We start from the raw sequence: 23,714 nt of genomic DNA, 5'->3' as shown, positions 1-23,714 counted from the left end.
CTTCCTCTCCATCACCGGCCCCGTCTATCGCACAGGACATCTATCATGAGTCTGCTGGCCAGTCTGCACTTCTCCCTCTCCATCACGGGCCCCATCTGCGTGGTGCTGCTGCTCGGCATCTGGCTCAAGCAGCTGGGCCTGCTGCCCGACAGCTTCGTCGAATCCGCCTCCCGCCTGGTGTTTCAGGTCACACTGCCGGCCCTCTTGTTCCTCAGCATGGTGCGCACCGATTTTTCCACCATGCCGAGCCCCTGGCTCATCCTCTACGGCTTGCTCGGCACCCTCGCCGGCTTTCTGATCCTTGAGGTACTGGCGGCCCGCTTCATCCCGGAGCGGCATCAGCGCGGCATCTTCGTGCAGGGCAGCTTTCGCGGCAACATGGGGATCATGGGGCTGGCCTACGTGCAAAACGCCTATGGCGCCGAGGGAATAGGCGCCGCCGCCCTGCTGGTGGGCTCGGTGACCGTGCTCTACAACATACTCGCCGTGATCACCCTGACCCGCAGTCTGGGAGGCAGCAAGGGGATCAAGCCGATCCTCAAGGGGATCGCCAAAAACCCGCTGATCATCGCCATCCTTTCCGCCCTGCCGTTCGGCCTGCTCGGTATCGAGCTGCCCCAGCTGGTGATCACCACGGGCAACTATTTCGCCAACATGACCCTGCCGCTGGCCCTGCTCTGCACCGGCGCCAGTCTCAACCTCAAGGCCCTGCGCGGAGGCGCCATGCTGACCGGCTGGGCCACCGCCAACCGGCTGTTCTTTATCCCTGTGCTGCTGGTAACGGGGGCCTGGGCGCTCGGCTTCAGCCCGCAGGCCCTCGGCATACTGTTTCTCATCAGCTCCACCCCCACGGCCGCCGCCAGCTATGTGATGACCCGTGCCATGGGCGGCGACAGCGTGCTGGCCGCGAACATCATAGCCACCACCACACTGGGCTCATTGATCAGTACCAGCCTGGGCGCCGCCCTGATGAACTACCTCGGGTTGATGGGATAGCCAGCAGAAAACGTGCTGCCCCTCACCCCCTCATCACCCCCTTGACCTTGCCGCGGGCGGCAGCTTTAGGCTGACAACACATCAACAGAGGAGATATCCCATGACCATCGAACTCACTGTGTCCGGCATGTCCTGTGGTGGCTGCGCCGCCAGCCTGCAAAAAGCCCTGCTGGCCCAGAGTGCAGTAACCCAGGCCCAGGTGGATTTTGCCAGCAGCAAGGCCGTCATCGAGAGCGAACTGAGCAAGGCGGAGCTGATCGCCCTGATTGAAGCCAAGGGCTTCTCGGCAAGTTAAATTATCTCTATAGAGGTATAAAACAGGTTAAGGTTCTGTATCCAGCTGTTTTTTGGTGAGAGTCATCACAGACCCCCTCAACAGAAAGCGCAAACTTGCTGCAATTTTTATCACTCAGAAGGATTTGCAGCATGACTCTCCCTATCCGCAAGACACTGCTCGCCGCCGTCGTTGGCCTGACCCTCTCCCCCCTGGCCATGGCCCTGCCGCAGGTTCATATCCTGGCGACCGGTGGCACCATAGCCGGTGCGGGACAGTCCGCCACCCAATCCAACTATGAAGCGGGCAAGGTGGCTATCGAGACCCTGATCGCCGCCGTGCCCGAGATGAAGAACGTGGCCGACGTGCAGGGGGAGCAGGTGGTCAAGATCGGCTCCCAGGACATGAACGACGAGGTGTGGCTCAAGCTGGCCAAGCGGGTCAACGAGCTGCTGGCCAAGGATGACGTGGACGGCATCGTCATCACCCACGGCACCGACACCATGGAAGAGACCGCCTACTTCCTCAACCTCACCGTCAAGAGCGACAAACCTGTGGTGCTGGTCGGCGCCATGCGCCCCTCCACCGCCATGAGTGCCGATGGCCCGCTGAATCTCTACAACGCCGTGGTTACCGCCTCCGACCCCGGCTCCAAGGGCCGTGGCGTCATGGTCGCCATGAACGACACCGTGCTGGATGCCCGCGACGTCACCAAGACCAACACCACAGGGGTGCAGACCTTCGCCGCCCCCAACTTCGGCCCGCTGGGTTACATCCACAACGGCAAGATCGACTACCAGCGCAGCCCGGCCCGCCTGCATACCAGCAAGACTCCATTCGACGTGAGCAAGCTCGACAAGCTGCCGCAAGTGGGCATCGTCTACAACTATGCCAACGCCACCGATCTGCCGGCCAAGGCCATGGTGGATGCCAAGTTTGACGGCATCGTCAGCGCCGGGGTGGGCAACGGCAACCTCTACCACACCCTGTTCGACACCCTGGCCAAGGCGAGCAAGGATGGCATCCGCGTGGTGCGCTCCGCCCGCGTGCCGACCGGCGCCACCACCCTGGATGCCGAGATCGACGACGCCAAGTACGGCTTCGTGGCCGCCGGCACCCTGAACCCGCAGAAGGCGCGCATCCTGCTGATGCTCTCCCTGACCCAGAGCAAGGATCCGGCCCAGATCCAGCGCTGGTTCCAGCAGTTCTGATCCCGGGGCTCAGCCCGTTAACGTAAACCCATGAAAAAAGGGCAGGATCGGATCCTGCCCTTGCTCATGGCGTCATCTTCACATAGCGCGCGCCGTCAGCTCACCATCAGCCAGCCGCAGAAACCCAGGTACACCAGTCCCACGCAGGCCAGCCTGCCCGCCGTCATCCGCCCACGGCTGAAGCCCCACCACAGCAGTACCACCGCCAGCAGGGTCACCAGCGAGGAGACCATCATGGTGCTGTCGAGCAACCAGGGGGTGAACAGCAGGCAGAATGCCTTGGGTATGGTGCCCTGGATCATCATGGCACCGGAGATGTTGGCCAGCGCCAGCCGGTTCTTGCCCTGACGCACCCAGATCAGCACGTTCATCAGCTCCGGCATCTCGGTCGCCACCGGGCTCAGCAGCAGGGCCGCCAGCACGGGAGAGAGGCCGAACAGCTCGCCCATGCTCTCCAGCTGATGAACGAACAGCTGCGCCGCCAGCGCGACCACCACCAATGCCACCAGAGTCTGCAGCAGCACCTTGCCGAGCGCCGGGATCTCGGCCTTGGGATCCAGCTTGAGGGGCTCTGGCAACTCGACCTCGTGGCTGTCGGTCTGTTTCAGCTCGCGCCGCACATAGACCAGATAAACCAGCACGAACAGCGGGGCCAGCCAGATTTTGCCGGTGAAGGCCACCATGCCGAGGGCCACCGCCACCAGGAAGATACCGACAAACCAGGCCTGATCCCGGCCTATCTCGCGCTGCACCTCGCCATCTATGACCCTGTGCTCACGGCTCATGCACAGCAGCAGGGTCACGCCGACGGCGGCATAGCCTATGGTGGATAGCACCAGGGGGCCACCGAGGGCGGCGCCTATCCCTATCTGTTGCTGGGCGGGGGCATCCCCCATCAGCAGTGCGGTCAGGGTAACTATGCATTCGGGCAAGGCAGTGCCGAGGGCCGCCAGCAGGGAGCCGGTGGCACTCTGGGAGAACTTGAAGTGATGGCCGGTCCATTCGATACCGTTGACGAAATATTCGCAGGCCAGGTAGATGGTGACGGCAGAGAGCAGAAATAACAGCAGGGTGATCAACATAATAGGCAACCGCCAGGCGAGCAGAACAACCGATGGACCCGATACGGCTCGCCCGGCTGGCTTGCGTATCGAGGCCAAAGGTCTTGCAGAGCGATAGATGCTATCGCCGCTCATGCCATGGATCTGAAAATCCAAGAATGTTGACATGAGCCCTGCCCGGATCACGGGCGGGTTGCTACTCCCCAATGACAGTGCGGGCTTTTTACCAAGTTGACCGCCGCCTCACAAGGCAAATTAATGATCATCCACTCAGTAAGTTGTAAGGGAATGTAACGATCTCCTCGGTCAGCACCCCCGATTTTTCCGTCCGGATCCCCACTCTTTCCCCCGGCATCCGCGCCTTGGCACAACGATTGCTATGAGTTGTCTACTGTCCACAATAGTTTGGGAAGGATGAACGATGAAACGGTGGATCCAACATTTCTATCAACTGAACCGCCTCAACTGGCTCATGGTCTGGTTGCTACTCTGCTGCAGCATCATATTGCTGTTTCCGGCCGGCCTGATGAAGGGTGCCGTCAGCCAGTGGGCCACGACCCACGCCGCCTGGCTCGGGGTCGGCATGCTGATCGCCATCTCCTACTTCTGCAGCCAGGGCTTCCTGATCGCCTGGGAGTGGGCCTGTGACGAATGGCAATCCCGCCGCCAGCAGGATCAGCTGGCCCAGATGATCGCCTTCCTCGATTTCAACGAGAAGGCGGTGCTGCGCGAGTTCGTGCTGCAACGCAAAAGCGTCATAAACTTGCCGATCACCGAGCCTGCCGTCAAAAACCTGATGGATGCCGGCGTACTCACCTACGCCTACGGCAAACCGGTGCGGGAGAAAGAGGACGAGAACCAGATCCGGGCGCTGATGATAGCGCTGCCCGCGCGGCCGCTGCTCACCTACAAGGTGCTGGGCCTCTCCCGTGGCAAGATGAGCGACGAGCAGGTGGAGCAGATCATGAGCGCCAGACCCAAGTTCGCCCAGAAGGGCTTCCAGCGCTAACTTGCTGCCATCCTTCAAATAAAAGAGCCGGACTGTGTCCGGCTCTTTGCTATCTGGCTGTTTTTATCCGGTTCTGTCCTTGAGACAACCGGTACAGATTGGCGGATCTGCCCTTATTCGGTTCTGGCCTTCAAATAACCGGCGCAGATTGGTGGAGCTGCCCTTAGCCGGTTCTGGCTTTCAAATAACCGGCGCAGATTGGCGGATCTGCTCTTATTCGGTTCTGGCTTTCAAGTAACCGGCGCAGATTGGCGGATCTGCCCTTATTCGGTTCTAGCCTTCAAATAGCCGGCATAATCCGGGATCTGCACGCTGAACGCCTGCTGCATGTGAGGGCTGTCCATGATGAAGTCCGCGGTGGCCTCGTTGGTGGCAACCGGTATGTTCCACACGGCCGCCAGGCGCAGCAGCGCCTTCACGTCCGGATCGTGGGGCACCGCATTGAGGGGATCCCAGAAGAAGATCAGCACGTCTATCTTGCCCTCGGCAATCAGGGCACCGAGCTGCTGGTCGCCCCCCATGGGGCCGGAGAAGAGGCAGGTGATGGGCAGTTGCGCCTTCTTGCCGAGCATGGTGCCTGTGGTGCCGGTCGCGTAGAGATGGTGGAGCTTGAGCTCCTCCTTGCGGCGCATCACCCAGTTCAGCAGAGGGGTCTTCATGTTGTCGTGAGCCACCAGCGCCACCCGCTTGTGGGGCGCCATCTCACGTGCAATCAGTTCCATGGAATTCATCCGTAGCATTGTGATGGGAAGAGAGCCGTATCCTAATCGAAAGCGGCGCCCGCTGCCTTGCCGGGCGCCGTAACTGTGATCACTTCGACTGTTCAATCCACTGCTGGTTCTTCTGCTCCAGCACCGAGATGGGCAACATGCCGTATTCCAGCACATGGTGGTGGAACGCCTTGAGGTCAAAGCGGCCGCCAAGGGCCTGCTCGGCGGATTCGCGCATCCGGATCAGCGCCAGCTGGCCCGCCTTGTAGGAGGTTGCCTGACCGGTATAGGCCATGTAGCGCGGCACCTCGGAGCTGATGTCCCCCGCCCCCAGTGCCGAGTTCTCCTTCATGTAGCCGACGGCCCTGTCGTGGCTCCAGCCGTACCAGTGAATGCCGGTATCCACCACCAGCCGCATGGCCCTGAGCATCTCCTCGTTGAGGCGGCCAAAGTACTGCAGCTGGTTGTTGAAGGCGGACGAGCCCTCGACCTTCACATCCCCCACGGCGGGATCATAGAGGCCGCGCCCCTGATAGAGCCCCATGTCGTGATCCGCCAGGTATTCGGTGTAGAGCGCCCAGCCCTCCGCATAGGCGGTATAGGAAGCGTTCGCCACGTACTGCGGGAAGTCGGGATCCTTGGCCGCCAGCTCCTGGGCTATGGTGATCTGGAAGTGGTGGCCCGGCGCCGCCTCGTGGGCCAGCAGGGTGCTGATGTTCCAGCTCTGCAGGCCATAGGGGTAGTAGGTGTTGAGGACGAACTGCCCCTTGCGACCGGTCTGCGGGTTGCCATCCTGATACCAGGCGACCCCGCCATACGGCGCCTCGTCATAGGAGACGGGCACCACCTCGTAATCCAGTTTGGGAATGGTGCGCTCGGCATCGAAGAAGTCCGGCAACACCAGCGCCGCCTTGCTCTTGAAGCCGTTGTACTCCCGCAACGCCCGCTCATGCTCGGCCAGCGCCTGCTGCTGCGGCTCGCTCAGGGCCGCGCCGGCCGCATTGCCCGGGTTGAGATTGGCGGACCAGACAGCCAGCGGATTCTGGTAGAAGAAGGCCGGCTCGTTCAGATAGCGGAAGAAGTCATAGATCTGGCCGCTCTGCTTGCTCTGTGCCACCTCATCGCTGTCGCACTTGCCGACGGTATGGCACACCTTGACCATGGCACCGAAGATCCGCTCCACCTCGCTCAGCCCCAGCTCATGCACCTGCTCCGGCGTCATATTGGTGGTGGTGTGCTTCTTCAGCAGCCAGCGATACCAGTCGCGGCCATTGGTCATGCCGCAGAAGCCGTCGTCACACTCGCCACTGCCAAGGCGCACCGCATAGGCGCCGCCATGCTGGTAATCCAGATAGTCCCGCAATGCCAGATAGCGGCCGTTGATGCTGTCCAGCACCCCCTTGTACTCGGTGCGCAGCGCCTCGTCGGCCTCTCCCGGCAACTGCTGCCAGCCGAGGTAGGCACCGGCGATCGCCTCCCCATCCAGCTTGCTGTTGAGCTGGGCCAGCAGCCGGTCCACCAGCTCGTCCGGCAAGGTGTTGCCCTGGGCGCTGCCCAGCTCGAACTGGTGCTTCACCTCGGCCAGGTAGCCGTCATAGGCCTTGAGCCAGACAAGGTGCTCCTGATACCAGGCCAGCGGGGCCGTCGTTGCCCTGGCCTGAGTGGCCAGCGCCGGGGCCTTGGCCGGGCGGTCGAGATCCCGCCGCCAGGCGGCATCCCCAGGCGCGACCCGCTCGGCCGAGCTCTGCTCGAAGTAATCGAAGCCGTTGCTGACGATGCGGGCGGCCTTGCCACTGGCGGGAGCCATCCCCACGTCATCGGCCAGATCCACCACCCGGTTGCGGAAGTGGTGGATCGGGATCTGGGACTGGGGCAGCTCGTAGCCCGCCAGATTGATCTGCAGATCCCAGCGGATCATGTCGTAGAACAACCGGTCCCGCTCGCTCAGCACGCTCGGGTCCAGCGCATCCAGCCGGCTGAGCAGCGCACTGTCGAGCGCCTTGCGTTTGGCGATGCTGGCGGCATCGATGGCAAAACCGTAGGGATCGAGCGCCTGACTCTCGCGCAGGGCCTCGTCCATGGTTTGCATCAGGGAGGCTTTGGTCGCGGCGGGATCCGCCGGCGCGTTGGAGCTGTTGTCGTTGCAGGCAGCGAGGGAGAGTGCGATGGCGCAGGCAAGCGCCAGCTTGTTGGGCAAGAAGTGCATGGTGTAGTCCTTTAACCGTTGTTATTGTTTGTCCCCAATAAGGGGTTCCAATAGTGCATCTCTCCCGCGTACTTTTTTGCGACCTGATTAACAAAAATAAGCTTGTTTTTCATACAGATGACAGCGATGAAAAGCTATGCAGCCAGACATTAAAAAACCCGCATGAGCGGGTTTTTTAATCGTTTTTTCATGCCATAACTATTCAGGATGAGCCGTGATGCAACTGGGACTGCTGGTAGTTCTCCAACCCGATGCGATCGATGAGATCGAGCTGGGTCTCCAGCCAGTCCACGTGCTCCTCTTCATCTTCCAGAATGTCCTGGAACAGGTCGCGGCTGATGTAGTCCTGCACCGACTCTGCGTAGGCGATGGCCACTTTCAGGTCCGGGATGGCATCCATCTCCAGCGACAGATCGCAACGCAGCATCTCCTCCACCGTTTCACCGATGCGCAGCTTGCCCAGATCCTGCAAGTTGGGCAGCCCCTCCAGAAACAGCACCCGTTTGACCAGTTCGTCGGCGTGTTTCATCTCATCGATGGACTCGTGATACTCCTTGTGCCCGAGCGCCTTGAGGCCCCAGTCATCGTAGATGCGGGCGTGCAGGAAGTATTGGTTGATGGCAATCAGCTCATTGGCCAGCACCTTGTTGAGGTGGGCAATGATCTTGGGATCTCCTTTCATCGACAGTGCTCCTTGGTTCGTGCCTGAGGCCTCGATCGTTAGAGCTTAGTCCAGAAAAGTGACAACAAGAGGTCTGGCGAGCCAGCTCGCCTGAGAGGAAGGGTGACCCTGTTGGCGGGTCGAGTCAGAAGAAGATCGGTCCGGGTCAGGCCACCTCGTAGTAGAGCGGGGCCTGTTCCAGCTCGACCTTGTCGAGTTCGGCGGCGATGATCTCCATGGTCATGCGCACACACTTGCCACACTGGGCCCCCACCTCCAGCGACTGCTTGAGCTGACGAAACTCGGTCTTGCCTGCCTGTACCGCCTTGCGGATCTGGGTATCTGTGATGCCGCGGCACAAACAGACGTACATAGTGTTTACCTCGTGCTGGAATGCCATGAAATCTAAATGAGAATGGTTCGTAGTGCAAATAACAATTAGTAATAAGATCCCCTGCTTGCCAGCCATCAACCCCTTGGTGACAATGTCCCGTCACAGAGGAAAACATCATGCTCAAGAAACTGTTCACAGCCCTGTTCGCAAGCAAGCCAGCCCCTGTCGTTGAGGTGACTCCCACCGAGTACGCCGGTTATCTCATCTACCCCGAGCCCATGGCGGAAGGGGGCCAGTACCGGCTGGCGGGCCGCATCACCAAAGAGATGGATGGCGCGCTGCAAACCCATATCTTCATTCGCTCCGATCTGTTCGCCAATCCGGCCGATGCGGAGCGTTTCATGGTGCAGAAGGCGCACACCTTCATCGACCAGATGGGGGATCGCATGTTTGAACCCCGCGTCAAAGCGGGCAACAGTTCAGCCTCATGAGCCCTGCCGAGGTGAAAGCCCTGCGCCAGGCCCTGGCCCGGGCAGGTGAACGGCGCCTAGTCTGGCTGGAAGGGAACGAGGCCGATTGCATCGCCCGTGCCGAAGCGCTGCTGGGCGGCGTCATCTATTGGCTAGGAGAAGGTCCGGCCTGCCATGGGCCAATTCCTGCCGCCAAGGCACTGCAACGGCTCGGTCAGGAGTGCGACACCCTTGTCTTCAACGCTTTCAGCGGCTTTCATCCCGACGCCTTCGGCGCGCTGGCGGGCACACTGCGGGCAGGCGGCCTGCTGCTGCTGCTGACGCCCCCCAGAGCGCAATGGCCCGAGTATCCGGATCCCGACAGGATGCGGCTGGTCGCCCAGCCAGAAGAGGCTGATCGGGCCGGCCACGGTTTCATCGCCCGACTGGTGCACCTGCTGGCGGGGGATCCTGCGCTCTCCCTGCTCCCGCCCACCAGCACAGAGCCCTGGCAGCCTATCGGTGAGCAGCGGCGGCTGAGCCATGATCAGGCCGGCGCCCTGCCCGCCATTCACAAGGTGTTGCACGGCCATCGTCGCCGCCCCCTGGTGCTGAGCGCCGATCGGGGACGCGGCAAGAGCAGCCTGCTGGGCCTGGCCGCCGCCGAGCTGCTGCACCAGCAACCCGACCTCAAGATAGTGGTGACGGCTCCCTCCCAGGCCACGGTTGCCACCCTGTTTGCCCACGCGGCACAGTCGCTGGGTACAGAGGTGGAACGGCTGGCTGGCCTCGAGTTCTGCTCACCGGCCCGGCTGGTGCAGGAAGCCCTGCAACCCGATCTGTTGCTGGTGGACGAAGCCGCCGCCATCCCCACGCCGCTGCTGGAGGCCATGCTGGCCCGCCACAGCCGTATCGTCTTCGCCACCACGGAGCACGGCTACGAGGGCACGGGGCGCGGTTTTCACCTGCGTTTCAAGCGAGTGCTGGACCGTCAGACGCCGGATTGGCAGGAGATCCACCTGGCCGAGCCGATCCGCTGGAGCCCTGGCGATCCGCTGGAGCCGCTGGTATTCCGGCTGCTTGGCCTCAATGCCGAGGTGGATCCGCCCCTGCCACCGACCAGCCCGGGCTGGCGGCTGATCGGGCAGGATGCGCTGGTGAACGACGAGGGACTGCTCAGTCAGCTGTTCGGCCTGCTGGTGCTGGCGCACTACCAGACCACGCCGAGCGATCTCAGGTCTTTGCTGGAGAGCCCGGATCTCGACATCCACCTGCTGGAGCAGGAGCAGAGCCTGCTCGGGGTGGCGCTGGTGGCACGGGAGGGCAACATAGCTCCCGAGCTGGCCGAGCAGATCTGGGCGGGCCGACGGCGCCCGCGCGGCCATCTGCTGCCCCAGTCCCTGCTGGCCCACGCCGGTTTCAAGACGGCAGGGGCGCGCAGCTACGCCCGGGTGATGCGCATCGCCATCCACCCGGCGCTGCATCGCCATGGGCTCGGCTCGCGACTGCTCGGCCAGCTGGAGGACTACTACCGGGAGGAAGGGCTCGACTATCTGGGCTCGGCCTTCTCGGCCAGCGCCGATCTGCTGCCCTTCTGGCGCAGGGCCGGGCTGCGGGTGCTGCGCATCGGCCTGCAACGGGATGCCGCCAGCGGCAGCCATGCCGCCCTGCTGCTCAAGGCGCTGAAACCCGAGTGGGAGGCCGAGCTGGAGCTGTGGCACCAGCGCTTCGCGTATCAGCTGCCAACCCTGCTGGCAGGCGAGTTGAAAGGGCTGGAACCCGAACTGGTGTGGCAAGCTCTGGAGGGGAGCCCTGCCCTGCCGATGCAGGATGAGTTTGAGCGCGATGAGCTGGTGTGCTTCGCTCACCACCACAAGCCGTTCGAGCTGTGCCAAGCCAGCCTGCAGCGCTGGCTGGCCGGCAATCTGCCACGACTGGGCGCCCTGACCCCCGCCGAGCGTCAGCTGCTGATCGCCACCATCTGGCAATATGCGGACTGGGGGCATCTGGCCAATCGGCTGCAACTGGCGGGCAAGCCGGCCATCATCAAGGCGCTGCGCACCCTGCTGGCTCGCCTGCTGGATACCCCTACCACTCGATAGGCTCGCCTCGCCAGTCGAGATAGCCGAGTTCGCCGTCGGGCATCAGCCGCGCCATCAGACTCACCAGCTGACAGGCTACCTGCTCTGGCGTCTGCAAGCTGCCGGCCGGCAGATTGGCATGAAACGGGCGCGAGAGAGGGGTATCTACTGTACCCGGATGAAACGCCAGCAGCTTGACGCCCGGGGCTCGCCGGGCAAGCTCGATGGCGGCGCACTTGAGCAGCATGTTGAGGGCCGCCTTGGAGGCGCGATAGCCATACCAGCCCCCCGCCCGATTGTCACCTATGCTGCCGACCCGTGCGCTGAGCACCGCCAGGGTGCAGGGCGTGGCGCCAAGCAGCGGGAGCAGCTGTTTGATCCAGCGTAGCGGCAGCAAGGCATTGATCTGGTAGAGGCGGGTCATGGCTTCGACATCGAGTGCTTCCAGCCGCTTTTCCGGCTTGATCTCCCCCTGATGCAGGATGCCATTGCAGATCACCAGCCGCTGCGGTCTCGGGGCCAGAGCGGCGATACGGGCCACCACGTCAGCCATCTGCTGATCGCTGTAATCACAAGCCAGCCAATGCAGGCGGGGATCCTCACCCCCGACTGGGGCCGGCTGCCTGCTGACCGCCATGACGGAACCGGCCCCTGTCGCCAGCCAGTGGGCAACCAGCGCCTGACCTATAGCGCCCCCGGCTCCTATCACCACCATGCCCTCGTTCATGCTCGGCTCCTGTTTGCGGTGAGTGTGATGCCCTTCTCCATCACCTCTTTCTTTCCCTGTTAAGCTGTTACGCGCCTTCCTGTCTGCCGGATCAAGCAGTTATGAGGGCCATCTTGTGTGGATCTCCCCGGTGTGGGCGGATCCATTCCTATACTGAGGGAAAACCGCAGCCGGTGCTGCCAGCGCAACCAGAAGCACGAGAGTCGCCATGATGTCCAAAGACGGGGAAGAGCGTAAATCCATCCTGACCGAGAGCGGTACCAACGAGCTCGAGATCATCGAATTTCACCTCAAGAAGCAGCTACCCGATGGCAGGGAAAAGATCGCCTATTACGGCATCAACGTCGCCAAGGTACGCGAGGTGATCCGGGTACCTGACACCACAGACTACCCCAACGCCCAGCGCCACATGGTGGGTGTATTCTCCCTGCGCGAGCGGCTGATCCCGCTGGTGGATCTCGCGGGTTGGCTTGGCATCAAGACCAACCCGGACCCCAACAACAAGGTGGTCATAGTCACCGACTTCAACAAGATGGCGAACGGCTTCCTCATCGACAGTGTCAGCAGGATCCACCGGGTCTCCTGGGAGGATGTGGAGTCCCCCAGCCAGTTTCTGGAGGCGGGCGAGAATGATTGCGTGGTGGCCGTGGTCAGGCGCGATGGCAACCTCATCATGATCCTCGACTTCGAGAAGATCATCGCCGACATCAACCCAGAGCTGAGCATGGAGAAGTACGATGTGACCCAGGATCGCAAGGTCCTCATAGACGATCGCATGATGGCACTGCGCCAGGCCAAGACGGTGCTGGTGGTCGACGACTCCGCCTTCATCCGCAAGATGATAGAGACCACGCTGCGCACCGCGGGCTACAACGTGGTGACCGCCAAGGATGGGGGCGACGGGCTGGAGATGTTGATGGAGTTCGACCGCCTGTCGCAGGAGGAGAAGATCCCGGTGGCCGAGTTCGTCAGCGGCATCATCACAGACGTCGAGATGCCCCGCATGGACGGCATGCACCTGCTCAAACGGCTGCGCGATACCCCTGCCTTCAAGACCACCCCCATCGTCATGTTCTCGTCGCTGATGAGTGACGACAACCGCCAGAAGGCGCTGCAGCTGGGGGCCAACGACACCATCACCAAACCCGAGCTGGGACGCATGGTCGGCATGATGGACAACTTCCTGCTCGGCATCCCCATCCCCAAACCGGGCAATCTGTAATGTCGTCAGCCTGACACTCAAGCAAACGGGCGCCTCGGCGCCCTTGTTGTTGATGTTTTTCAGCAGCATCAGAGATAGCGCTCCTGAGCCGTTCATCCCATTTCGCGAGAGATCAACGAAAAGGCAGAGCTTCTTTCTGGATCGAGCTCCCATGCCAATCCTTCACTGACAGGCGGCTTGTCATTCCAAATCCTTATTGGTCTTAAGATTTTGTAAGTTTTCTTATTGCCATCGCCCAAGCAAGATGGCTCTCAAATTGAGTTTGGTGTGGCTGATGCCATGCGCTATCGATACATCAAATGTCGTCTCTATCAATGAATCTCCTGGAGTCGCTATGCCGTTGTTCAAGCCGTTAATCACCCCTGAAGTAACTGATATGGCTCCCGGATTCCGGGCCTTGAGCATCACTGTCCAGGCGGCAGCCATTGCAGACCCCACAGTGGGAATGCGGGCCCTGGAACAAGCCTCCCTTGCCATGGCCAGAGAAGATGCACCCTGGGCCGATGCACACCTCTCCGCCTGGGCGGACCTCTTTAGAAAGTTTGGCGCCAAACCACAGCGCACTCCCTGCTCCGCCGAAGCCCTGCGAAAACGGGTTGCCCGTGATGGCAGCCTGCCGAGTATCGATCCTGTCGTTGACCTCTATAACGCCATCAGCATTGAGTACGCCATACCGGTAGGGGGCGAAAACCTGACCTCCTATGAAGGGACGCCGAGGTTGGTGGTTGCCGATGGCAGCGAGCTATTCGACACAATGAAGGGCGGCGAAGTGGCTCATGAATCTCCAGAACCTGGTGAAGTGGTATGGCGGGATGACAAGGGGGTGACATGTCGACGCTGGAACTGGAGACAGGGAGTCAGGACCAGGCTCAATGTGGAATCGAGCATGATGTGGTTCATTCTGGAGAGCTTGCCCGAAATGCCCCTGGAAGCTTTGCAAGCAGCCGGAAACAAGCTGATTGCAGGCATACAGCAGATGATGCCCGGCGCCGTGATAGAACAAACCGTCATTGGCCATGTCGAGTGACCACAACGCCGGACTGGCCGTCTCTATGCTGTCCGCGTGATCGCAACGAGCAATGCAAAGAGGCTCCGAAGAGCCTCTTTTGTTATCAGAACCCGACTCAGCCCAGCAGCAGGTAGAGCTGATGGGCCGCCACCCCGGCGCACAGGCCACCTATGGTGTGGGCCACTATGGCGCGGGAGGTGAGATGGCGATAGCCGAGCGCATCCAGCATGGCGGTATGGGTGCTGAGAAAACCGCTCCAGCACATACCCATGGCGGTGAATACCGCGACCTCGTTGCCGGTGATCCAGCCCTTGCCGATGAAGGGCGGCACCAGCGACATGGCCGCCCCGACCGCCCCCAGCGAGGTCACGGGGAAGGCCACCAGCTCGGCATGGGTGAAGCCGAACAGCAGCTCGAACAACCAGCCCACCTTGGCCGCCAGCACGGGCAGCAGCGCCACCCCCTGGAAGGCCTCCCCACTGTAACCCTGCTCGCCAGGGCCGAAGGTCAGCAGCATCACGAAGGTACTGATGATGAGCACCCCCGGGATCACCGCCATCCCCAGCTCCACCCCGGACTTGCCACCATCGAGCAGGGCATTGAGCACCCGCAGCCAGGTGGGGGCCGCTTCCTGACTCAGACCCGGCTTGGCGCCCACGCTCACGACCTCGTCATCAATCAGGGTTTTCCCCACCAGCGGGCGGATCATGCGCTGCATCAGCCGGGTCGAGACCACTGAGCCGATGAGGGCGCCGAGCAGGCCGATCAGGGCCGCACTGGCGGTCGATTCGCCGCTCGGCAGTTGCAGGGTGGCCATGAAGGTCACCACTATCAGCCCCATGCCGAAGGCGGTGCCGAAGTTGGTGAGCGAGACCAGCTGCCAGGGGGTGAAGCCCTTGCGAAAACGGCTGTCCTTGGCGAGGCTGATCACCGCCGGATTGTCGGAGAAGAAGGTCATCAGGGCCGCCAGGGCGGTGCGGCCGGGCAGGCGGAAGATTGGCTTCATCAAGGGTGCCAGCAGCACCTCCAGCAGGCGGATCACCCCGAACTCGCTGAGCAGCTGGCTCAGCGCCCCCGACAGCACGGTAATCCCCATGATGAAGAGCACTGTATTGAGCAGCAGCTGATGGGCGGTGTTGAACAGGGTGTTGACCAGGGCGGAGAGCCCCATCTGGCTGCCGAGGTAGCCGAACAGGCTGCCCAGAATGGCCAGCACCAGTACCGGCTCCAGCCAGCTGCGAAGGGAGGTGATACCCTGGTGAGAATCTTTAACTACTTGATTTTCCATACCAATCCTGAAGTCTGTCGCTGTGTGGTGAGTATTGTTGTTATGGCACCCATAAAGCAGGAGCCCTTGTCTCGCGACAAGGGCTCCTTGAATGGCTCCTCCTGCTGGGCTCGAACCCGTGGCATACGGATTGACGGGCCGCCGTTCTGCCGGCTGAAGCTGGGAGGAAAAATGGGTTGCCGGACGATCCTGTCCAGTCTGCCTGTCTCGCGCCAGCGCACTGCCTGCCCGGCGAGAGGACGGGGCGGCAGTATAACAACTGGGGCTTGTCAGTGAAACAATGCGGGTCGGCCTGACCCCAAGGCCAGACGCACCATCGGCGTGGCGGGAGCTACGGCTTCACACCCGCTCCCTTCAACCACTTGCGCAGCCGGCCGTTGGCATTGTGGTAGGGAGAGGCCGTGTTGAACTGGATCATCCGCCCCAGAGTCCACTGCTCATACCAGGGGTGACCATACAGCTCATCGTCGCTGCGCTCCGCGATTAGCTCGACGATGCGGTCCCTGGCCGCCATCAGCCGGGCCAACAGTACCGGATAAGCCAGCCCCTCATGATCCCGATAGAACGTTTGGGCCAGCCTGCCCAGCTCGTTCCACTTAAAGCCAGTCTCGGGAAAATCCACCGGCAGGCCCGCCGCGTCCCGCTCGATCCACTTGATCACCAGCTCATTCCAGCCGATGAGATAGGCCACCAGATTGGCCACGCTCATGCGGGTGCCCTTGCTGTGCCCCTCCATACCCAACTCCTGCACCCGGCTCTCGGGTACCGCCTGCAAGGCCTTGAACAACTTGCCAAAATGCGTGTCGATGGCGAGCAGCAGCTCGGCCTTGTTGCTGGGGATCCCCATCACTGTCCTCCTTCATGCCTGTCATCCTGCCGCCCGCTCGGGATTGCCGCCAGCGGCGCCGAGCGCTAAGCTCGCGACATCTGCGGCCGGTGTCCAAACGCCGCCGCTCCCATCACAAGCAAGCACGGCGATGAATCAGCTCATTACCTATATCAAGGCCATCCATCGGCAACCTGGGCCGGCGACCATCACTCACCAGCAGAGCGAACACTATAGCGAGCATGACGAGAGTGGCACCCTGATCCAGCACCAGCAAACCCGCTATTGGTTCGCCAATGGGGTCGTCATCTGTCATCAGAGAGAGCAGGACCAGGTCTCCTCGCCGCAGCTGTGCGCCGAATGCTGGATAAGCTATCGGGTCGACACCAGCCCCATCCCCATCACACCGCCACGCAAGCTGTTCCACAACCCCTGTCAGGAGGCGTTCTGGCTGAAGATGCAGGGCATCACGCCGGCAAGATGACAAGAGACTGACCTGGGGGCGAGCCCGATACGGGCGATTGCGGCGGCTTGCTCGGCAAGATCCAGCCCTCTAGGGAGCACCGCCTGTCGGAGCTTGGCAGCACCGACAGGTCGGCAGCGTCATCAATACTGCTTGGTTTTCGACGCAAAACCCGCGAGGAACAGGCCGGTCAGAAACATGCCGCTGAAGGCTTCGATGGCCGACAGCAGTTGCAGCGGGGAAGAGGTCTGGGAGATATCCCCGTAGCCGAGCGTCACGAAGGTCACGATGCTGAAGTAGAGCGAGCGCCCCAGATGGTGATAGGTGACCGAGGCGGGCGCCAGAAAATAGGTCAGGGTCGCCAGCAGTATGACCCCCATCGACATCAGCAGGCTTCTTATGGGCCGCTCGCCAAAGCCCCAGGTGATGAAGCTGACAAACTTGGAGCCGCACTTCAAATAACAGAGCAGGGAGAGCCACCCCTTTCTCAGCGGGCCGCTGCGCAGCCAGCGCTCCTTGAACAGCTCCCTCGGGCTGGCCAGGGACTTCATCTCATGCAGCTTCTCCTGGTAATAGCACTCACCGGCATCGACGGTATCCCCCACGCTGGAGAAGAGGCGCTTGGCGTTGCGGTAGAGCTTGCTGGCCTCGCTGTGATCGACCCGGCCGTTCTCGTTATAGGCCACCTGCACCTTGTCCAGATTGGTGTGCTCCATGGTGGCGTCGAAGTTCTTGGCACGCACGTTGAAGTTTTTCAGCACGGCCCGGGAGGAGTGAAAACGGATCTCCTCGCACTCTATGGTGAAGTCCTGAAATACCCCGTCCTCCAGCGCCAGCTCCCGCTTCTTGGCCCAGGCCCTGTGATCCCACAGCAGGGAATCGAACAGATCGAGCCCGATCACGCCGCCATTGACCCGCACCCCCTTGGCCGAGCAGTGCCACAGATAGACCTTGGAGTTGTTGACGGCACCATCCAGCGAGAGCTCGTCGAGGCAGGTGAAATCGAGCAATCTGCCGGAGATGATGGGGCTCTTCAGCTCGACGCCGCCGATGTTGAGCAGGCGATGCTTGCCCAGCACCTGCGCCTCCCCCTTGTTGTTCTCGGAGACAGAGAGCAGACTCTGCACCCGCTTCACCTCATCTTTGCCATGCTTGCCCGCCAGCCACATGCTGTAGGGTTCAAAACGCGTCTCCGAGCGGATGAGGCCGCTCTTGCGCAGGGACTCCAGCGCGCTCGAGGCGGTTTCATACAGCCTTGTCTTGTCGTCGCTCATGTAAACGCAGAGGCTGAGCACGGATCGCGAGCTGATGAAACGAGCTATGCCGATCTGGAAGATGACGCTTTTCTCTATTTTCTGCTCCGTCATCCAGTCGCCGAAATAGGGCAGCGAGGCCACCAGCAGATCCCAAATCAGGGGATAGTCATTCTCCCGGCGCCACTCGTTGAACTGCTCGGGAGAAAGCTGCCAAAGCTCGGTTGCATTCATACATTACCTCGATCACAAAGATGTCCCGCCCTCGCCAGATAGAGAGTCATGGTGCACAAAGCCCTGGCGGATACGGCGGGTCAGACGCAGGAAAAGCGGCGCGGCAAAACACCCGTCACGTCACCATACTAGGCGAGAAACATAAGGCAAGTCACTGACAGGGAAGGAATAAGGGGGATGGATGCGACAGCTTGCCCCTCAGGCGCACACTTATTGCGCAACGCTTGGGTGGCAATGGCCGTGGCAAACAGGCAAAGAAAAAGCCCAGCATTGCTGCTGGGCTTTTGTGTTGGCTCCTCCTGCTGGACTTGAACCAGCGACATACGGATTAACAGTCCGCCGTTCTACCGACTGAACTAAGGAGGAATTGTACTTGGTGCCCAGAGACGGAATCGAACCGCCGACACGGGGATTTTCAATCCCCTGCTCTACCGACTGAGCTATCTGGGCAATATATAAATGGTGCCGGCTACCGGAATCGAACTGGTGACCTACTGATTACAAGTCAGTTGCTCTACCTACTGAGCTAAGCCGGCACACTTTAAACCTTTGTGCATGAACACATTTTTATTTCATGGCACCAAATTTTGGTGCCCAGAGACGGAATCGAACCGCCGACACGGGGATTTTCAATCCCCTGCTCTACCGACTGAGCTATCTGGGCGTGGGCGCTATTAAACGGATTTTAAGGCAGGTGGTCAACGGGAAATTTCACTTTTTGTCTCGTTCGTCTCTTTTTTGCGCAACATCATCCATTTCCCCTACTTCTTCCTGGCCGGGCTGCGCCGGGCGGCCCCAGACTCTGGGCTCCTCCCCTTTCAACAGGCGGGCAATGTTCTCATGATGGCGGATCAGAATGAGGCAGGAGAGCAGCGAGACCGGCAGCGTGTATTCGGGTTTGAGCAGGTAGGTAAAGAGCGGTGTCAGCAGCACGGTAATGATGGAGGCCAGCGACGAGTAGCCGCTCACCAGCAGCACGACCAGCCAGGTGCCGATGACGGCCCCGCCCATGGTGAAGCCGATGGGCATCATGGTGCCGAGTGCCGTCGCCACCCCCTTGCCGCCCCGGAAGTGGAAGAAGATGGGGTACATGTGGCCGAGACAGGCTGCCACCCCGATGAAGCCGAGGTAGACGGGTTTGATTTGCAGATACCAGGCGAGATAGACGGGGGCCGTGCCCTTGAGCACGTCGAGCAGCAACACCACAACGGCAGCCACACGGCCACCGAGGCGCAACACATTGGTCGCACCCGGGTTGTGGGAGCCATGATCGCGAGGATCCGGCAGACCCGTGATGCGGGAAACCAGCACGGCACTGGACAGCGAGCCGCCCAGGTAGGCCAGAATAATCATCAAAATCGTCAGGGCCGTCATCTTGGTCGTTTTTACCACGATATGAATGGGGTATGATGCGGGCCACATTCTCTGGCTTGGCGTTGCCCAAAAGCGTGTCGTCCAAACCGACCGCGCGGCAAACTGGTTGCCAGGCCTGCATCCCTGCGCTGTTATCACAGCCCATCAAGAGTAAAGAAGAAGTACTGTCATGGACAAGGTGTTTATTCGCGGACTCGAGGTTTTGACCACTATTGGTGTCTATGAGTGGGAGAAAGGCATTCGCCAGAAGCTCTGTTTCGACCTCGAAATGGGCTTTGACAACCGTCCCGCCGCAGCAACCGACGATATCAATCTGGCACTGGATTACGCCACCCTCTCGCGCAAGATTTGTGATCACGCCGCCAGCAAGGTGGTGGAGCTGGTCGAAACCATGGCCGAGCAGGTCGCCATGCTGGTGCTGGCCGACGAGCGGGTGCAATGGGTCAAGGTCACCCTGACCAAACCGGGCGCCGTGCCCAATGCCGCCGGCGTCGGGGTCGAGATACTGCGCCACCGCACTCCGGCCACGAGCGCCAACTGATGACCCGTATCTATATCAGCCTGGGCTCGAACATAGAGCGGGAGCACCATATCCGCGCCGGCCTCGATGCCCTGCAGGCGGAGTTTGGCGAGCTGGCTGTCTCCCGGGTATTCGAGAGCGAGGCGGTGGGCTTCAATGGCCGCCCCTTCTACAACCTGGTGGTCGGTGCCGACACAGACCTGCCGCTGGCAACCCTGTGCCAACGGCTGCGTGCCATGGAGTTCGCCCACGGCCGCGAGCCGGATGCCAAGAAGTTCGCTCCGCGCACCCTGGATCTGGATCTGCTGCTCTATGGCGATCTGGTTTGCGAAACGCCGGTCGCCCTGCCCCGCGGCGAGATCCTTACCAACGCCTTCGTGCTCTGGCCGCTGGCCGAACTGGCACCTAGCCTGCGCCACCCGCTCGATGGTCGCACGCTGGGCCAGCTGTGGCAGGGTTACGACAAGGCCTCCCAGCGACTCTCCCCCATCCCCTTTCACTGGGAAGCGTGCGAGCTGCAACATCACTGAATCAACAAGGGCACCCGAGGGTGCCCTTGTTGCATCTTGCAAGGCGGCTTATCCGCCATCAGAAAGTGTGATTGGGCCCGGCCCGCCATGACAGGCAGGATAAGGCTCGCCACAGGAGACCCCATGCCGCTCGACACCATTCACGACTTCAACTGCCAGCTGCTGGCCGGGCTGCCCCATCAGCGCTACCAGCATGAACCCATTCTGGATTACGCCACCGACGAAAGAGTCAGGGCCCGCCTGGGCTGGCAGGCCGAATTCAGCAAGACACTCTTCCTCAAGTTCAAGGATGGCCGCTTCGCCCTGCTGCTGACCCACAGGGACGGGCGGCTCGACAACAAGGCGGTCAAGGCCGCACTCGGTGCCAAGCCCTCCATCTGCACCGCCGAGGAGATGCAGGCCGAGATCGGCTGCCTGCCGGGCGCCGTCTGCCCCTTCCTGTCCCGCGCAGATATCCCGCTGCTGGTAGACCCTCAACTGATGGAGCATCACGCCTTCACCTGGACGCCGGGCCACCCGGAGCAGACCTTTCTGCTGGAGACGGTCCATCTGGCCCGGGTGCTGGAGCAACTGCCCTGTCAGGTCAGCTACCTGCCTGCGCCATCGGCCTGACTGCCGACGGCACAACCCCGCTCACCCCTTGTCCCGCGCCAGCTGGGCGAAGATCAGCGCCGCCAGCATGGACATGAGACCGATGCAGAGATAGGTGAGGTGGAAACCTCCCAGCCACTGGCCATCCGCCGCCGATGAACCGGCCGAGAAGAGCCCCAGCAGGCTGGCGGCGATGGCGACCCCCAGGCTCATGGAGAGCTGCATCACCACCGACAGCAGGCCGTTGCCGCTGCTGGCATGCTCGGCGCTCAAGTCTTGCAGCGTGAGCGTGTTCATGGCGGAGAACTGCAGCGAGTTGATGGCGCCAAACACCATCAGCCAGCCCAGCAGCACCCCGTAGGGCAACTGGTTGTCGATGAAGTAGAAGCTGGCGATCATGGCCCCCAGCGCCAGGGTATTGCCGATCAGGATCCGCCGATAACCCACCTTCGGAATGAGCTTGTTCACCAGCGTCTTGGTCAGCATGGCGCCGAGCACTGTGGGGATCATGGTCATACCCGCCTTGCTCGGCGAAAAGCCGAGCCCCAGCTGGAGGAACAGCGGGGTGAGGAAGGGCATGGCACCGCTGCCTAGGCGGGCAAACAGGTTGCCCCAGACTCCGATGGCGAAGGTGCTGGTCTTGAACAGCGCCAGACTGAACAGCGGCTCCTCGGCATTGGCGGCATAGAGCCAATAACTCGCCATGGCGGCCAGCCCGAACAGCAGGGCAAACAGTGCCCAGCCGGTGGAGATGCTGTGCTCACCCAGCCCCTGCAAGCCCACTGACACCAGCACCATGCCGGCGCTGAACATCACGAAACCCTGCCAGTCGAACTTGGCCGTGCCCTGCCGCAGGTCGGGCATGAAGTGCCAGCTGGCGATAAAGCCGAGTATGCCCACCGGCAGATTGATGAGAAACACCCAGTGCCAGCTCGCCACCTCCACCAGCCAGCCGCCCAGTGCCGGGCCGATCAAGGGCCCCACCAGGCCGGGGATGGTGACGAACGACATCACCCGCAACAGCTCGTGCTTGCTGTAGACCCTCAGCACGGCGAGGCGCCCCACCGGCATCAGCAGGGCGCCGCCTATGCCTTGCAGCACACGGGCAGCCACCAGCATGGAGAGGGAGTTGGAGGCGGCGCAGGCCAGCGATCCCAGGGTGAACAGCAGTATGGCGGCCAGATAGATGCGGCGGGTGCCGAATCTGTCCGCCAGCCAGCCGGAGGCGGGAATGAGCAGTGCCACCGTCAGCATGTAGGCGATGATCACCGACTGCATCTGCAGCGGGCTCTCGCCCAGGGTCTCGGCCATGCTGGGCAGGGCGGTGTTGAGTATGGTGCCATCCAGGGTCTGCATGAAGAAGCCGACCGCCGTCAGCGGCGGCAGCCACTTGCGCTGGGCAGGCGTAACCATGTGTGTGCTATCGGGCATGAGCAGCCACCTCCTCTTCAGATAAAAAAAGACCCGCACGAAAGCGGGTCATATCAGGATATCAGGCATCCGGCTGGCCGAGCATGGCTCTGAGCTGCTCTTCCAGACTGGGCTCGGGGGCCTTGAGCGTATCCAGGAACAGCCGCTCTATCCCCGCCTTGTCCTGACTTTTCACGATAAACACCAGCCGGGACTGGGCCTTGCCCTCCGGCCAATCTCCCAATGCCTGCAACGGATAGAGCTGGCCGTGTACGCCGTGGATCACCACGGGCTGGCTCTCCCCCTCCAGTTGCAAGATCCCCTTGAGCCGCAGCAGTGCATCGCCGTATTGGACCTGCACCGCATCGATGGCGGCCAGCAGGCGAGACGGCTTGAGCGGCTCGCCGATACGCAGGGAGAAACTTTCGATGTTGCCGTGCTCGAAATGAGCCGGCGTGGTCGTGCCCACCTTGGCGGCGAACGGCTTCATCTTGGGCTGCATCGGCGAGGCCAGCCCCTGTTTGGGGGATTCGGTGCGTAGCCAGGCCAACAGCTGGCGTACGTCGCGCCCGGCTGCCTCGTTGTAGGCGCCGAGCTTATCCAGCACCGCAGGCGACAGCTCGCCGTTGCTGACCCGCTCGATGGGGGCCGCCGGATTGAGGGCCGCCAGCTGGGCCTCGACCCGCTCCAGCTGCTCGCCATCCACCAGATCCCCCTTGCTCACCACCAGCAGATCCGCCAGCGCCACCTGTTTCACCGCTTCATACTGAGCCGCCAGCTGCTGCTCGATATGGCCGGCATCCACTACTGTGACTGTGCCGTCGAAGCGGTAACGCTGGGCGATAAAGCCCTCTTCGCGCAGGGTAAACAGCACGGGGGCCGGATCGGCCAGACCTGTGGTTTCGATAATCAACCGCTTGAAGGGTTTGATCTTGCGCTGAATGGCCTTCATAAACAGCCCTTGTAACGCCTCCACCAGGGAGCCCTGCACCGAGCAGCAGATGCAGCCGGAATCGAGCAGCACCACCTGCTCGTCTACCTGCTGCACCAGATGGTGATCCAGCCCCACAGAGCCGAACTCGTTGATCAGCACGGCGCACTCGCCGAGCTCCGGCTGCTTGACCCAGTGGTTGAGCAGTGTGGTCTTGCCGCTGCCGAGGAAGCCGGTCAGCAGGGTCACGGGAATTCGGGTGTCTTGCATGTCTGTCATATGGATGACTCCCCTCTGGTCGGCAGGGTGATGGGTACGCGGGTATCTTGCATATGGGTCATGTT

At 61.7% G+C, this 23,714-nt stretch carries 24 protein-coding genes, 4 tRNA genes and 1 riboswitch; of the genes, 12 read left to right on the top strand and 16 right to left on the bottom strand.

Annotated elements, in window-relative coordinates; genetic code table 11:
* Positions 1–45: 45 nt before the first annotated feature.
* The 3 genes from ACM3N8_RS14050 to ansB all read left to right on the top strand — a co-directional run bounded on the left by ACM3N8_RS14050 (position 46) and on the right by ansB (position 2,481).
* On the top strand, positions 46–996 hold the full coding sequence (locus tag ACM3N8_RS14050; RefSeq protein WP_378081177.1) for an AEC family transporter: 951 nt from the start codon (positions 46–48) through the stop codon (positions 994–996).
* A 100-nt stretch (positions 997–1,096) separates the two neighbouring features.
* On the top strand, positions 1,097–1,291 hold the full coding sequence (locus ACM3N8_RS14045) for a heavy-metal-associated domain-containing protein (protein ID WP_043137256.1): 195 nt from the start codon (positions 1,097–1,099) through the stop codon (positions 1,289–1,291).
* A 131-nt stretch (positions 1,292–1,422) separates the two neighbouring features.
* Positions 1,423–2,481, top strand: a complete 1,059-nt coding sequence (ansB, locus tag ACM3N8_RS14040; protein WP_290018475.1) for an L-asparaginase 2 — start codon at positions 1,423–1,425, stop codon at positions 2,479–2,481.
* A 95-nt stretch (positions 2,482–2,576) separates the two neighbouring features.
* Here the strand turns inward: ansB and ACM3N8_RS14035 are convergent, their stop codons facing one another.
* Positions 2,577–3,563: a sodium:calcium antiporter gene (locus ACM3N8_RS14035; protein WP_253852836.1), complete on the bottom strand. Its 987-nt coding sequence runs from the start codon at positions 3,561–3,563 to the stop codon at positions 2,577–2,579.
* 89 nt (positions 3,564–3,652) lie between these two features.
* A riboswitch (yybP-ykoY riboswitch) is annotated at positions 3,653–3,759 on the bottom strand.
* A gap of 204 nt (positions 3,760–3,963) precedes the next feature.
* Here ACM3N8_RS14035 and ACM3N8_RS14030 point away from each other — a divergent pair.
* Complete coding sequence (locus ACM3N8_RS14030) at positions 3,964–4,551, top strand: superinfection exclusion B family protein (RefSeq protein WP_042868087.1); 588 nt, start codon at positions 3,964–3,966, stop codon at positions 4,549–4,551.
* 263 nt (positions 4,552–4,814) lie between these two features.
* Here ACM3N8_RS14030 and ACM3N8_RS14025 read toward each other — a convergent pair whose 3' ends face one another.
* The 4 genes from ACM3N8_RS14025 to ACM3N8_RS14010 all read right to left on the bottom strand — a co-directional run bounded on the left by ACM3N8_RS14025 (position 4,815) and on the right by ACM3N8_RS14010 (position 8,501).
* Entirely contained in the window at positions 4,815–5,273 is a 459-nt protein-coding gene (locus ACM3N8_RS14025) for a methylglyoxal synthase (protein ID WP_043554384.1), read from the bottom strand.
* An 88-nt stretch (positions 5,274–5,361) separates the two neighbouring features.
* The gene (locus ACM3N8_RS14020; protein WP_290018474.1) at positions 5,362–7,467 is read right to left on the bottom strand and encodes a DUF885 domain-containing protein; all 2,106 of its coding nucleotides are present in this window, start codon (positions 7,465–7,467) and stop codon (positions 5,362–5,364) included.
* A gap of 202 nt (positions 7,468–7,669) precedes the next feature.
* Positions 7,670–8,149, bottom strand: a complete 480-nt coding sequence (gene bfr / locus ACM3N8_RS14015; protein ID WP_005314068.1) for a bacterioferritin — start codon at positions 8,147–8,149, stop codon at positions 7,670–7,672.
* Between the two features lie 145 nt (positions 8,150–8,294).
* Entirely contained in the window at positions 8,295–8,501 is a 207-nt protein-coding gene (locus ACM3N8_RS14010; RefSeq protein ID WP_172955265.1) for a bacterioferritin-associated ferredoxin, read from the bottom strand.
* 137 nt (positions 8,502–8,638) lie between these two features.
* Here ACM3N8_RS14010 and ACM3N8_RS14005 point away from each other — a divergent pair, with 137 nt between their 5' ends.
* Both ACM3N8_RS14005 and ACM3N8_RS14000 read left to right on the top strand, forming a co-directional pair.
* Positions 8,639–8,953 (top strand): HlyU family transcriptional regulator, encoded by a 315-nt coding sequence (locus ACM3N8_RS14005; protein WP_290018473.1) that lies wholly within the window; start codon positions 8,639–8,641, stop codon positions 8,951–8,953.
* Positions 8,950–11,013: a tRNA(Met) cytidine acetyltransferase TmcA gene (locus ACM3N8_RS14000; RefSeq protein WP_290018472.1), complete on the top strand. Its 2,064-nt coding sequence runs from the start codon at positions 8,950–8,952 to the stop codon at positions 11,011–11,013. The genes ACM3N8_RS14005 and ACM3N8_RS14000 overlap by 4 nt, the downstream gene beginning before the upstream one ends.
* Here the strand turns inward: ACM3N8_RS14000 and ACM3N8_RS13995 are convergent.
* On the bottom strand, positions 11,000–11,719 hold the full coding sequence (locus ACM3N8_RS13995) for an SDR family NAD(P)-dependent oxidoreductase (RefSeq protein ID WP_290018471.1): 720 nt from the start codon (positions 11,717–11,719) through the stop codon (positions 11,000–11,002). The genes ACM3N8_RS14000 and ACM3N8_RS13995 overlap by 14 nt on opposite strands.
* Before the next feature lie 208 nt (positions 11,720–11,927).
* Between ACM3N8_RS13995 and ACM3N8_RS13990 the strand changes: the two genes are divergently transcribed.
* Together ACM3N8_RS13990 and ACM3N8_RS13985 are read left to right on the top strand one after the other, a co-directional pair.
* Positions 11,928–12,941, top strand: coding sequence for a chemotaxis protein (locus tag ACM3N8_RS13990; RefSeq protein ID WP_043554378.1), 1,014 nt, complete (start codon positions 11,928–11,930; stop codon positions 12,939–12,941).
* 334 nt (positions 12,942–13,275) lie between these two features.
* Positions 13,276–13,968 (top strand): B3/4 domain-containing protein, encoded by a 693-nt coding sequence (locus ACM3N8_RS13985; protein ID WP_416016235.1) that lies wholly within the window; start codon positions 13,276–13,278, stop codon positions 13,966–13,968.
* Between the two features lie 97 nt (positions 13,969–14,065).
* On the opposite strand, the gene ACM3N8_RS13980 is transcribed toward ACM3N8_RS13985, so the two are convergent.
* Entirely contained in the window at positions 14,066–15,238 is a 1,173-nt protein-coding gene (locus ACM3N8_RS13980; RefSeq protein WP_416016234.1) for a hypothetical protein, read from the bottom strand.
* A 331-nt stretch (positions 15,239–15,569) separates the two neighbouring features.
* Positions 15,570–16,085: a ClbS/DfsB family four-helix bundle protein gene (locus ACM3N8_RS13975; protein WP_290018468.1), complete on the bottom strand. Its 516-nt coding sequence runs from the start codon at positions 16,083–16,085 to the stop codon at positions 15,570–15,572.
* Positions 16,086–16,215: 130 nt separating this feature from the next.
* Between ACM3N8_RS13975 and ACM3N8_RS13970 the strand changes: the two genes are divergently transcribed.
* Positions 16,216–16,548: a hypothetical protein gene (locus tag ACM3N8_RS13970; RefSeq protein ID WP_290018466.1), complete on the top strand. Its 333-nt coding sequence runs from the start codon at positions 16,216–16,218 to the stop codon at positions 16,546–16,548.
* Between the two features lie 122 nt (positions 16,549–16,670).
* On the opposite strand, the gene ACM3N8_RS13965 is transcribed toward ACM3N8_RS13970, so the two are convergent.
* The 6 genes from ACM3N8_RS13965 to plsY form a co-directional block, all read right to left on the bottom strand.
* Complete coding sequence (locus ACM3N8_RS13965; RefSeq protein WP_290018464.1) at positions 16,671–18,014, bottom strand: potassium channel family protein; 1,344 nt, start codon at positions 18,012–18,014, stop codon at positions 16,671–16,673.
* Between the two features lie 290 nt (positions 18,015–18,304).
* Positions 18,305–18,380 (bottom strand) — tRNA-Asn (locus ACM3N8_RS13960).
* 8 nt (positions 18,381–18,388) lie between these two features.
* Positions 18,389–18,464: transfer RNA gene (locus ACM3N8_RS13955), tRNA-Phe, on the bottom strand.
* Between the two features lie 10 nt (positions 18,465–18,474).
* Positions 18,475–18,550, bottom strand: a tRNA-Thr gene (locus tag ACM3N8_RS13950).
* A 52-nt stretch (positions 18,551–18,602) separates the two neighbouring features.
* Positions 18,603–18,678: transfer RNA gene (locus ACM3N8_RS13945), tRNA-Phe, on the bottom strand.
* 47 nt (positions 18,679–18,725) lie between these two features.
* A complete protein-coding gene (gene plsY, locus ACM3N8_RS13940; protein ID WP_157774602.1) occupies positions 18,726–19,388 on the bottom strand; it encodes a glycerol-3-phosphate 1-O-acyltransferase PlsY in 663 nt (220 codons plus the stop codon).
* Between the two features lie 169 nt (positions 19,389–19,557).
* Between plsY and folB the strand changes: the two genes are divergently transcribed.
* The 3 genes from folB (at position 19,558) to ACM3N8_RS13925 (ending at position 21,050) form a co-directional block, all read left to right on the top strand.
* Positions 19,558–19,929 carry a dihydroneopterin aldolase gene (gene folB, locus ACM3N8_RS13935; protein WP_274452866.1) on the top strand — a complete coding sequence of 124 codons (372 nt, stop codon included), beginning with the start codon at positions 19,558–19,560 and terminating at the stop codon, positions 19,927–19,929.
* Positions 19,929–20,438 (top strand): 2-amino-4-hydroxy-6-hydroxymethyldihydropteridine diphosphokinase, encoded by a 510-nt coding sequence (gene folK, locus ACM3N8_RS13930; protein ID WP_043137291.1) that lies wholly within the window; start codon positions 19,929–19,931, stop codon positions 20,436–20,438. The genes folB and folK overlap by 1 nt, the downstream gene beginning before the upstream one ends.
* Positions 20,439–20,561: 123 nt before the next feature.
* On the top strand, positions 20,562–21,050 hold the full coding sequence (locus tag ACM3N8_RS13925; RefSeq protein ID WP_290018463.1) for a YbaK/EbsC family protein: 489 nt from the start codon (positions 20,562–20,564) through the stop codon (positions 21,048–21,050).
* Between the two features lie 21 nt (positions 21,051–21,071).
* Here ACM3N8_RS13925 and mdtD read toward each other — a convergent pair whose 3' ends face one another.
* Together mdtD and ACM3N8_RS13915 are read right to left on the bottom strand one after the other, a co-directional pair.
* Positions 21,072–22,460 (bottom strand): multidrug transporter subunit MdtD, encoded by a 1,389-nt coding sequence (mdtD, locus tag ACM3N8_RS13920; protein WP_043137293.1) that lies wholly within the window; start codon positions 22,458–22,460, stop codon positions 21,072–21,074.
* Between the two features lie 61 nt (positions 22,461–22,521).
* Entirely contained in the window at positions 22,522–23,649 is a 1,128-nt protein-coding gene (locus tag ACM3N8_RS13915; protein ID WP_274452871.1) for a CobW family GTP-binding protein, read from the bottom strand.
* Positions 23,650–23,714: the final 65 nt, after the last annotated feature.

It is taken from the genome of Aeromonas sp. A04 (assembly GCF_047780465.1).
In the GTDB taxonomy this organism is placed as follows: domain Bacteria; phylum Pseudomonadota; class Gammaproteobacteria; order Enterobacterales; family Aeromonadaceae; genus Aeromonas; species Aeromonas bestiarum.
Note: the sequence above shows the minus strand (reverse complement) of the source record. Positions and strands in the feature narration are given on the sequence as shown.

Coding starts and splice junctions, on each gene's coding strand:
- ACM3N8_RS14050 (WP_378081177.1), top strand. CDS start 46: ATGAGTCTGCTGGCCAGTCTGCACTTCTCCCTCTCCATCACGGGCCCC.
- ACM3N8_RS14045 (WP_043137256.1), top strand. CDS start 1,097: ATGACCATCGAACTCACTGTGTCCGGCATGTCCTGTGGTGGCTGCGCC.
- ansB (WP_290018475.1), top strand. CDS start 1,423: ATGACTCTCCCTATCCGCAAGACACTGCTCGCCGCCGTCGTTGGCCTG.
- ACM3N8_RS14035 (WP_253852836.1), bottom strand. CDS start 3,563: ATGTTGATCACCCTGCTGTTATTTCTGCTCTCTGCCGTCACCATCTAC.
- ACM3N8_RS14030 (WP_042868087.1), top strand. CDS start 3,964: ATGAAACGGTGGATCCAACATTTCTATCAACTGAACCGCCTCAACTGG.
- ACM3N8_RS14025 (WP_043554384.1), bottom strand. CDS start 5,273: ATGGAACTGATTGCACGTGAGATGGCGCCCCACAAGCGGGTGGCGCTG.
- ACM3N8_RS14020 (WP_290018474.1), bottom strand. CDS start 7,467: ATGCACTTCTTGCCCAACAAGCTGGCGCTTGCCTGCGCCATCGCACTC.
- bfr (WP_005314068.1), bottom strand. CDS start 8,149: ATGAAAGGAGATCCCAAGATCATTGCCCACCTCAACAAGGTGCTGGCC.
- ACM3N8_RS14010 (WP_172955265.1), bottom strand. CDS start 8,501: ATGTACGTCTGTTTGTGCCGCGGCATCACAGATACCCAGATCCGCAAG.
- ACM3N8_RS14005 (WP_290018473.1), top strand. CDS start 8,639: ATGCTCAAGAAACTGTTCACAGCCCTGTTCGCAAGCAAGCCAGCCCCT.
- ACM3N8_RS14000 (WP_290018472.1), top strand. CDS start 8,950: ATGAGCCCTGCCGAGGTGAAAGCCCTGCGCCAGGCCCTGGCCCGGGCA.
- ACM3N8_RS13995 (WP_290018471.1), bottom strand. CDS start 11,719: ATGAACGAGGGCATGGTGGTGATAGGAGCCGGGGGCGCTATAGGTCAG.
- ACM3N8_RS13990 (WP_043554378.1), top strand. CDS start 11,928: ATGATGTCCAAAGACGGGGAAGAGCGTAAATCCATCCTGACCGAGAGC.
- ACM3N8_RS13985 (WP_416016235.1), top strand. CDS start 13,276: ATGCCGTTGTTCAAGCCGTTAATCACCCCTGAAGTAACTGATATGGCT.
- ACM3N8_RS13980 (WP_416016234.1), bottom strand. CDS start 15,238: ATGGAAAATCAAGTAGTTAAAGATTCTCACCAGGGTATCACCTCCCTT.
- ACM3N8_RS13975 (WP_290018468.1), bottom strand. CDS start 16,085: ATGGGGATCCCCAGCAACAAGGCCGAGCTGCTGCTCGCCATCGACACG.
- ACM3N8_RS13970 (WP_290018466.1), top strand. CDS start 16,216: ATGAATCAGCTCATTACCTATATCAAGGCCATCCATCGGCAACCTGGG.
- ACM3N8_RS13965 (WP_290018464.1), bottom strand. CDS start 18,014: ATGAATGCAACCGAGCTTTGGCAGCTTTCTCCCGAGCAGTTCAACGAG.
- plsY (WP_157774602.1), bottom strand. CDS start 19,388: ATGACGGCCCTGACGATTTTGATGATTATTCTGGCCTACCTGGGCGGC.
- folB (WP_274452866.1), top strand. CDS start 19,558: ATGGACAAGGTGTTTATTCGCGGACTCGAGGTTTTGACCACTATTGGT.
- folK (WP_043137291.1), top strand. CDS start 19,929: ATGACCCGTATCTATATCAGCCTGGGCTCGAACATAGAGCGGGAGCAC.
- ACM3N8_RS13925 (WP_290018463.1), top strand. CDS start 20,562: ATGCCGCTCGACACCATTCACGACTTCAACTGCCAGCTGCTGGCCGGG.
- mdtD (WP_043137293.1), bottom strand. CDS start 22,460: ATGCCCGATAGCACACACATGGTTACGCCTGCCCAGCGCAAGTGGCTG.
- ACM3N8_RS13915 (WP_274452871.1), bottom strand. CDS start 23,649: ATGACAGACATGCAAGACACCCGAATTCCCGTGACCCTGCTGACCGGC.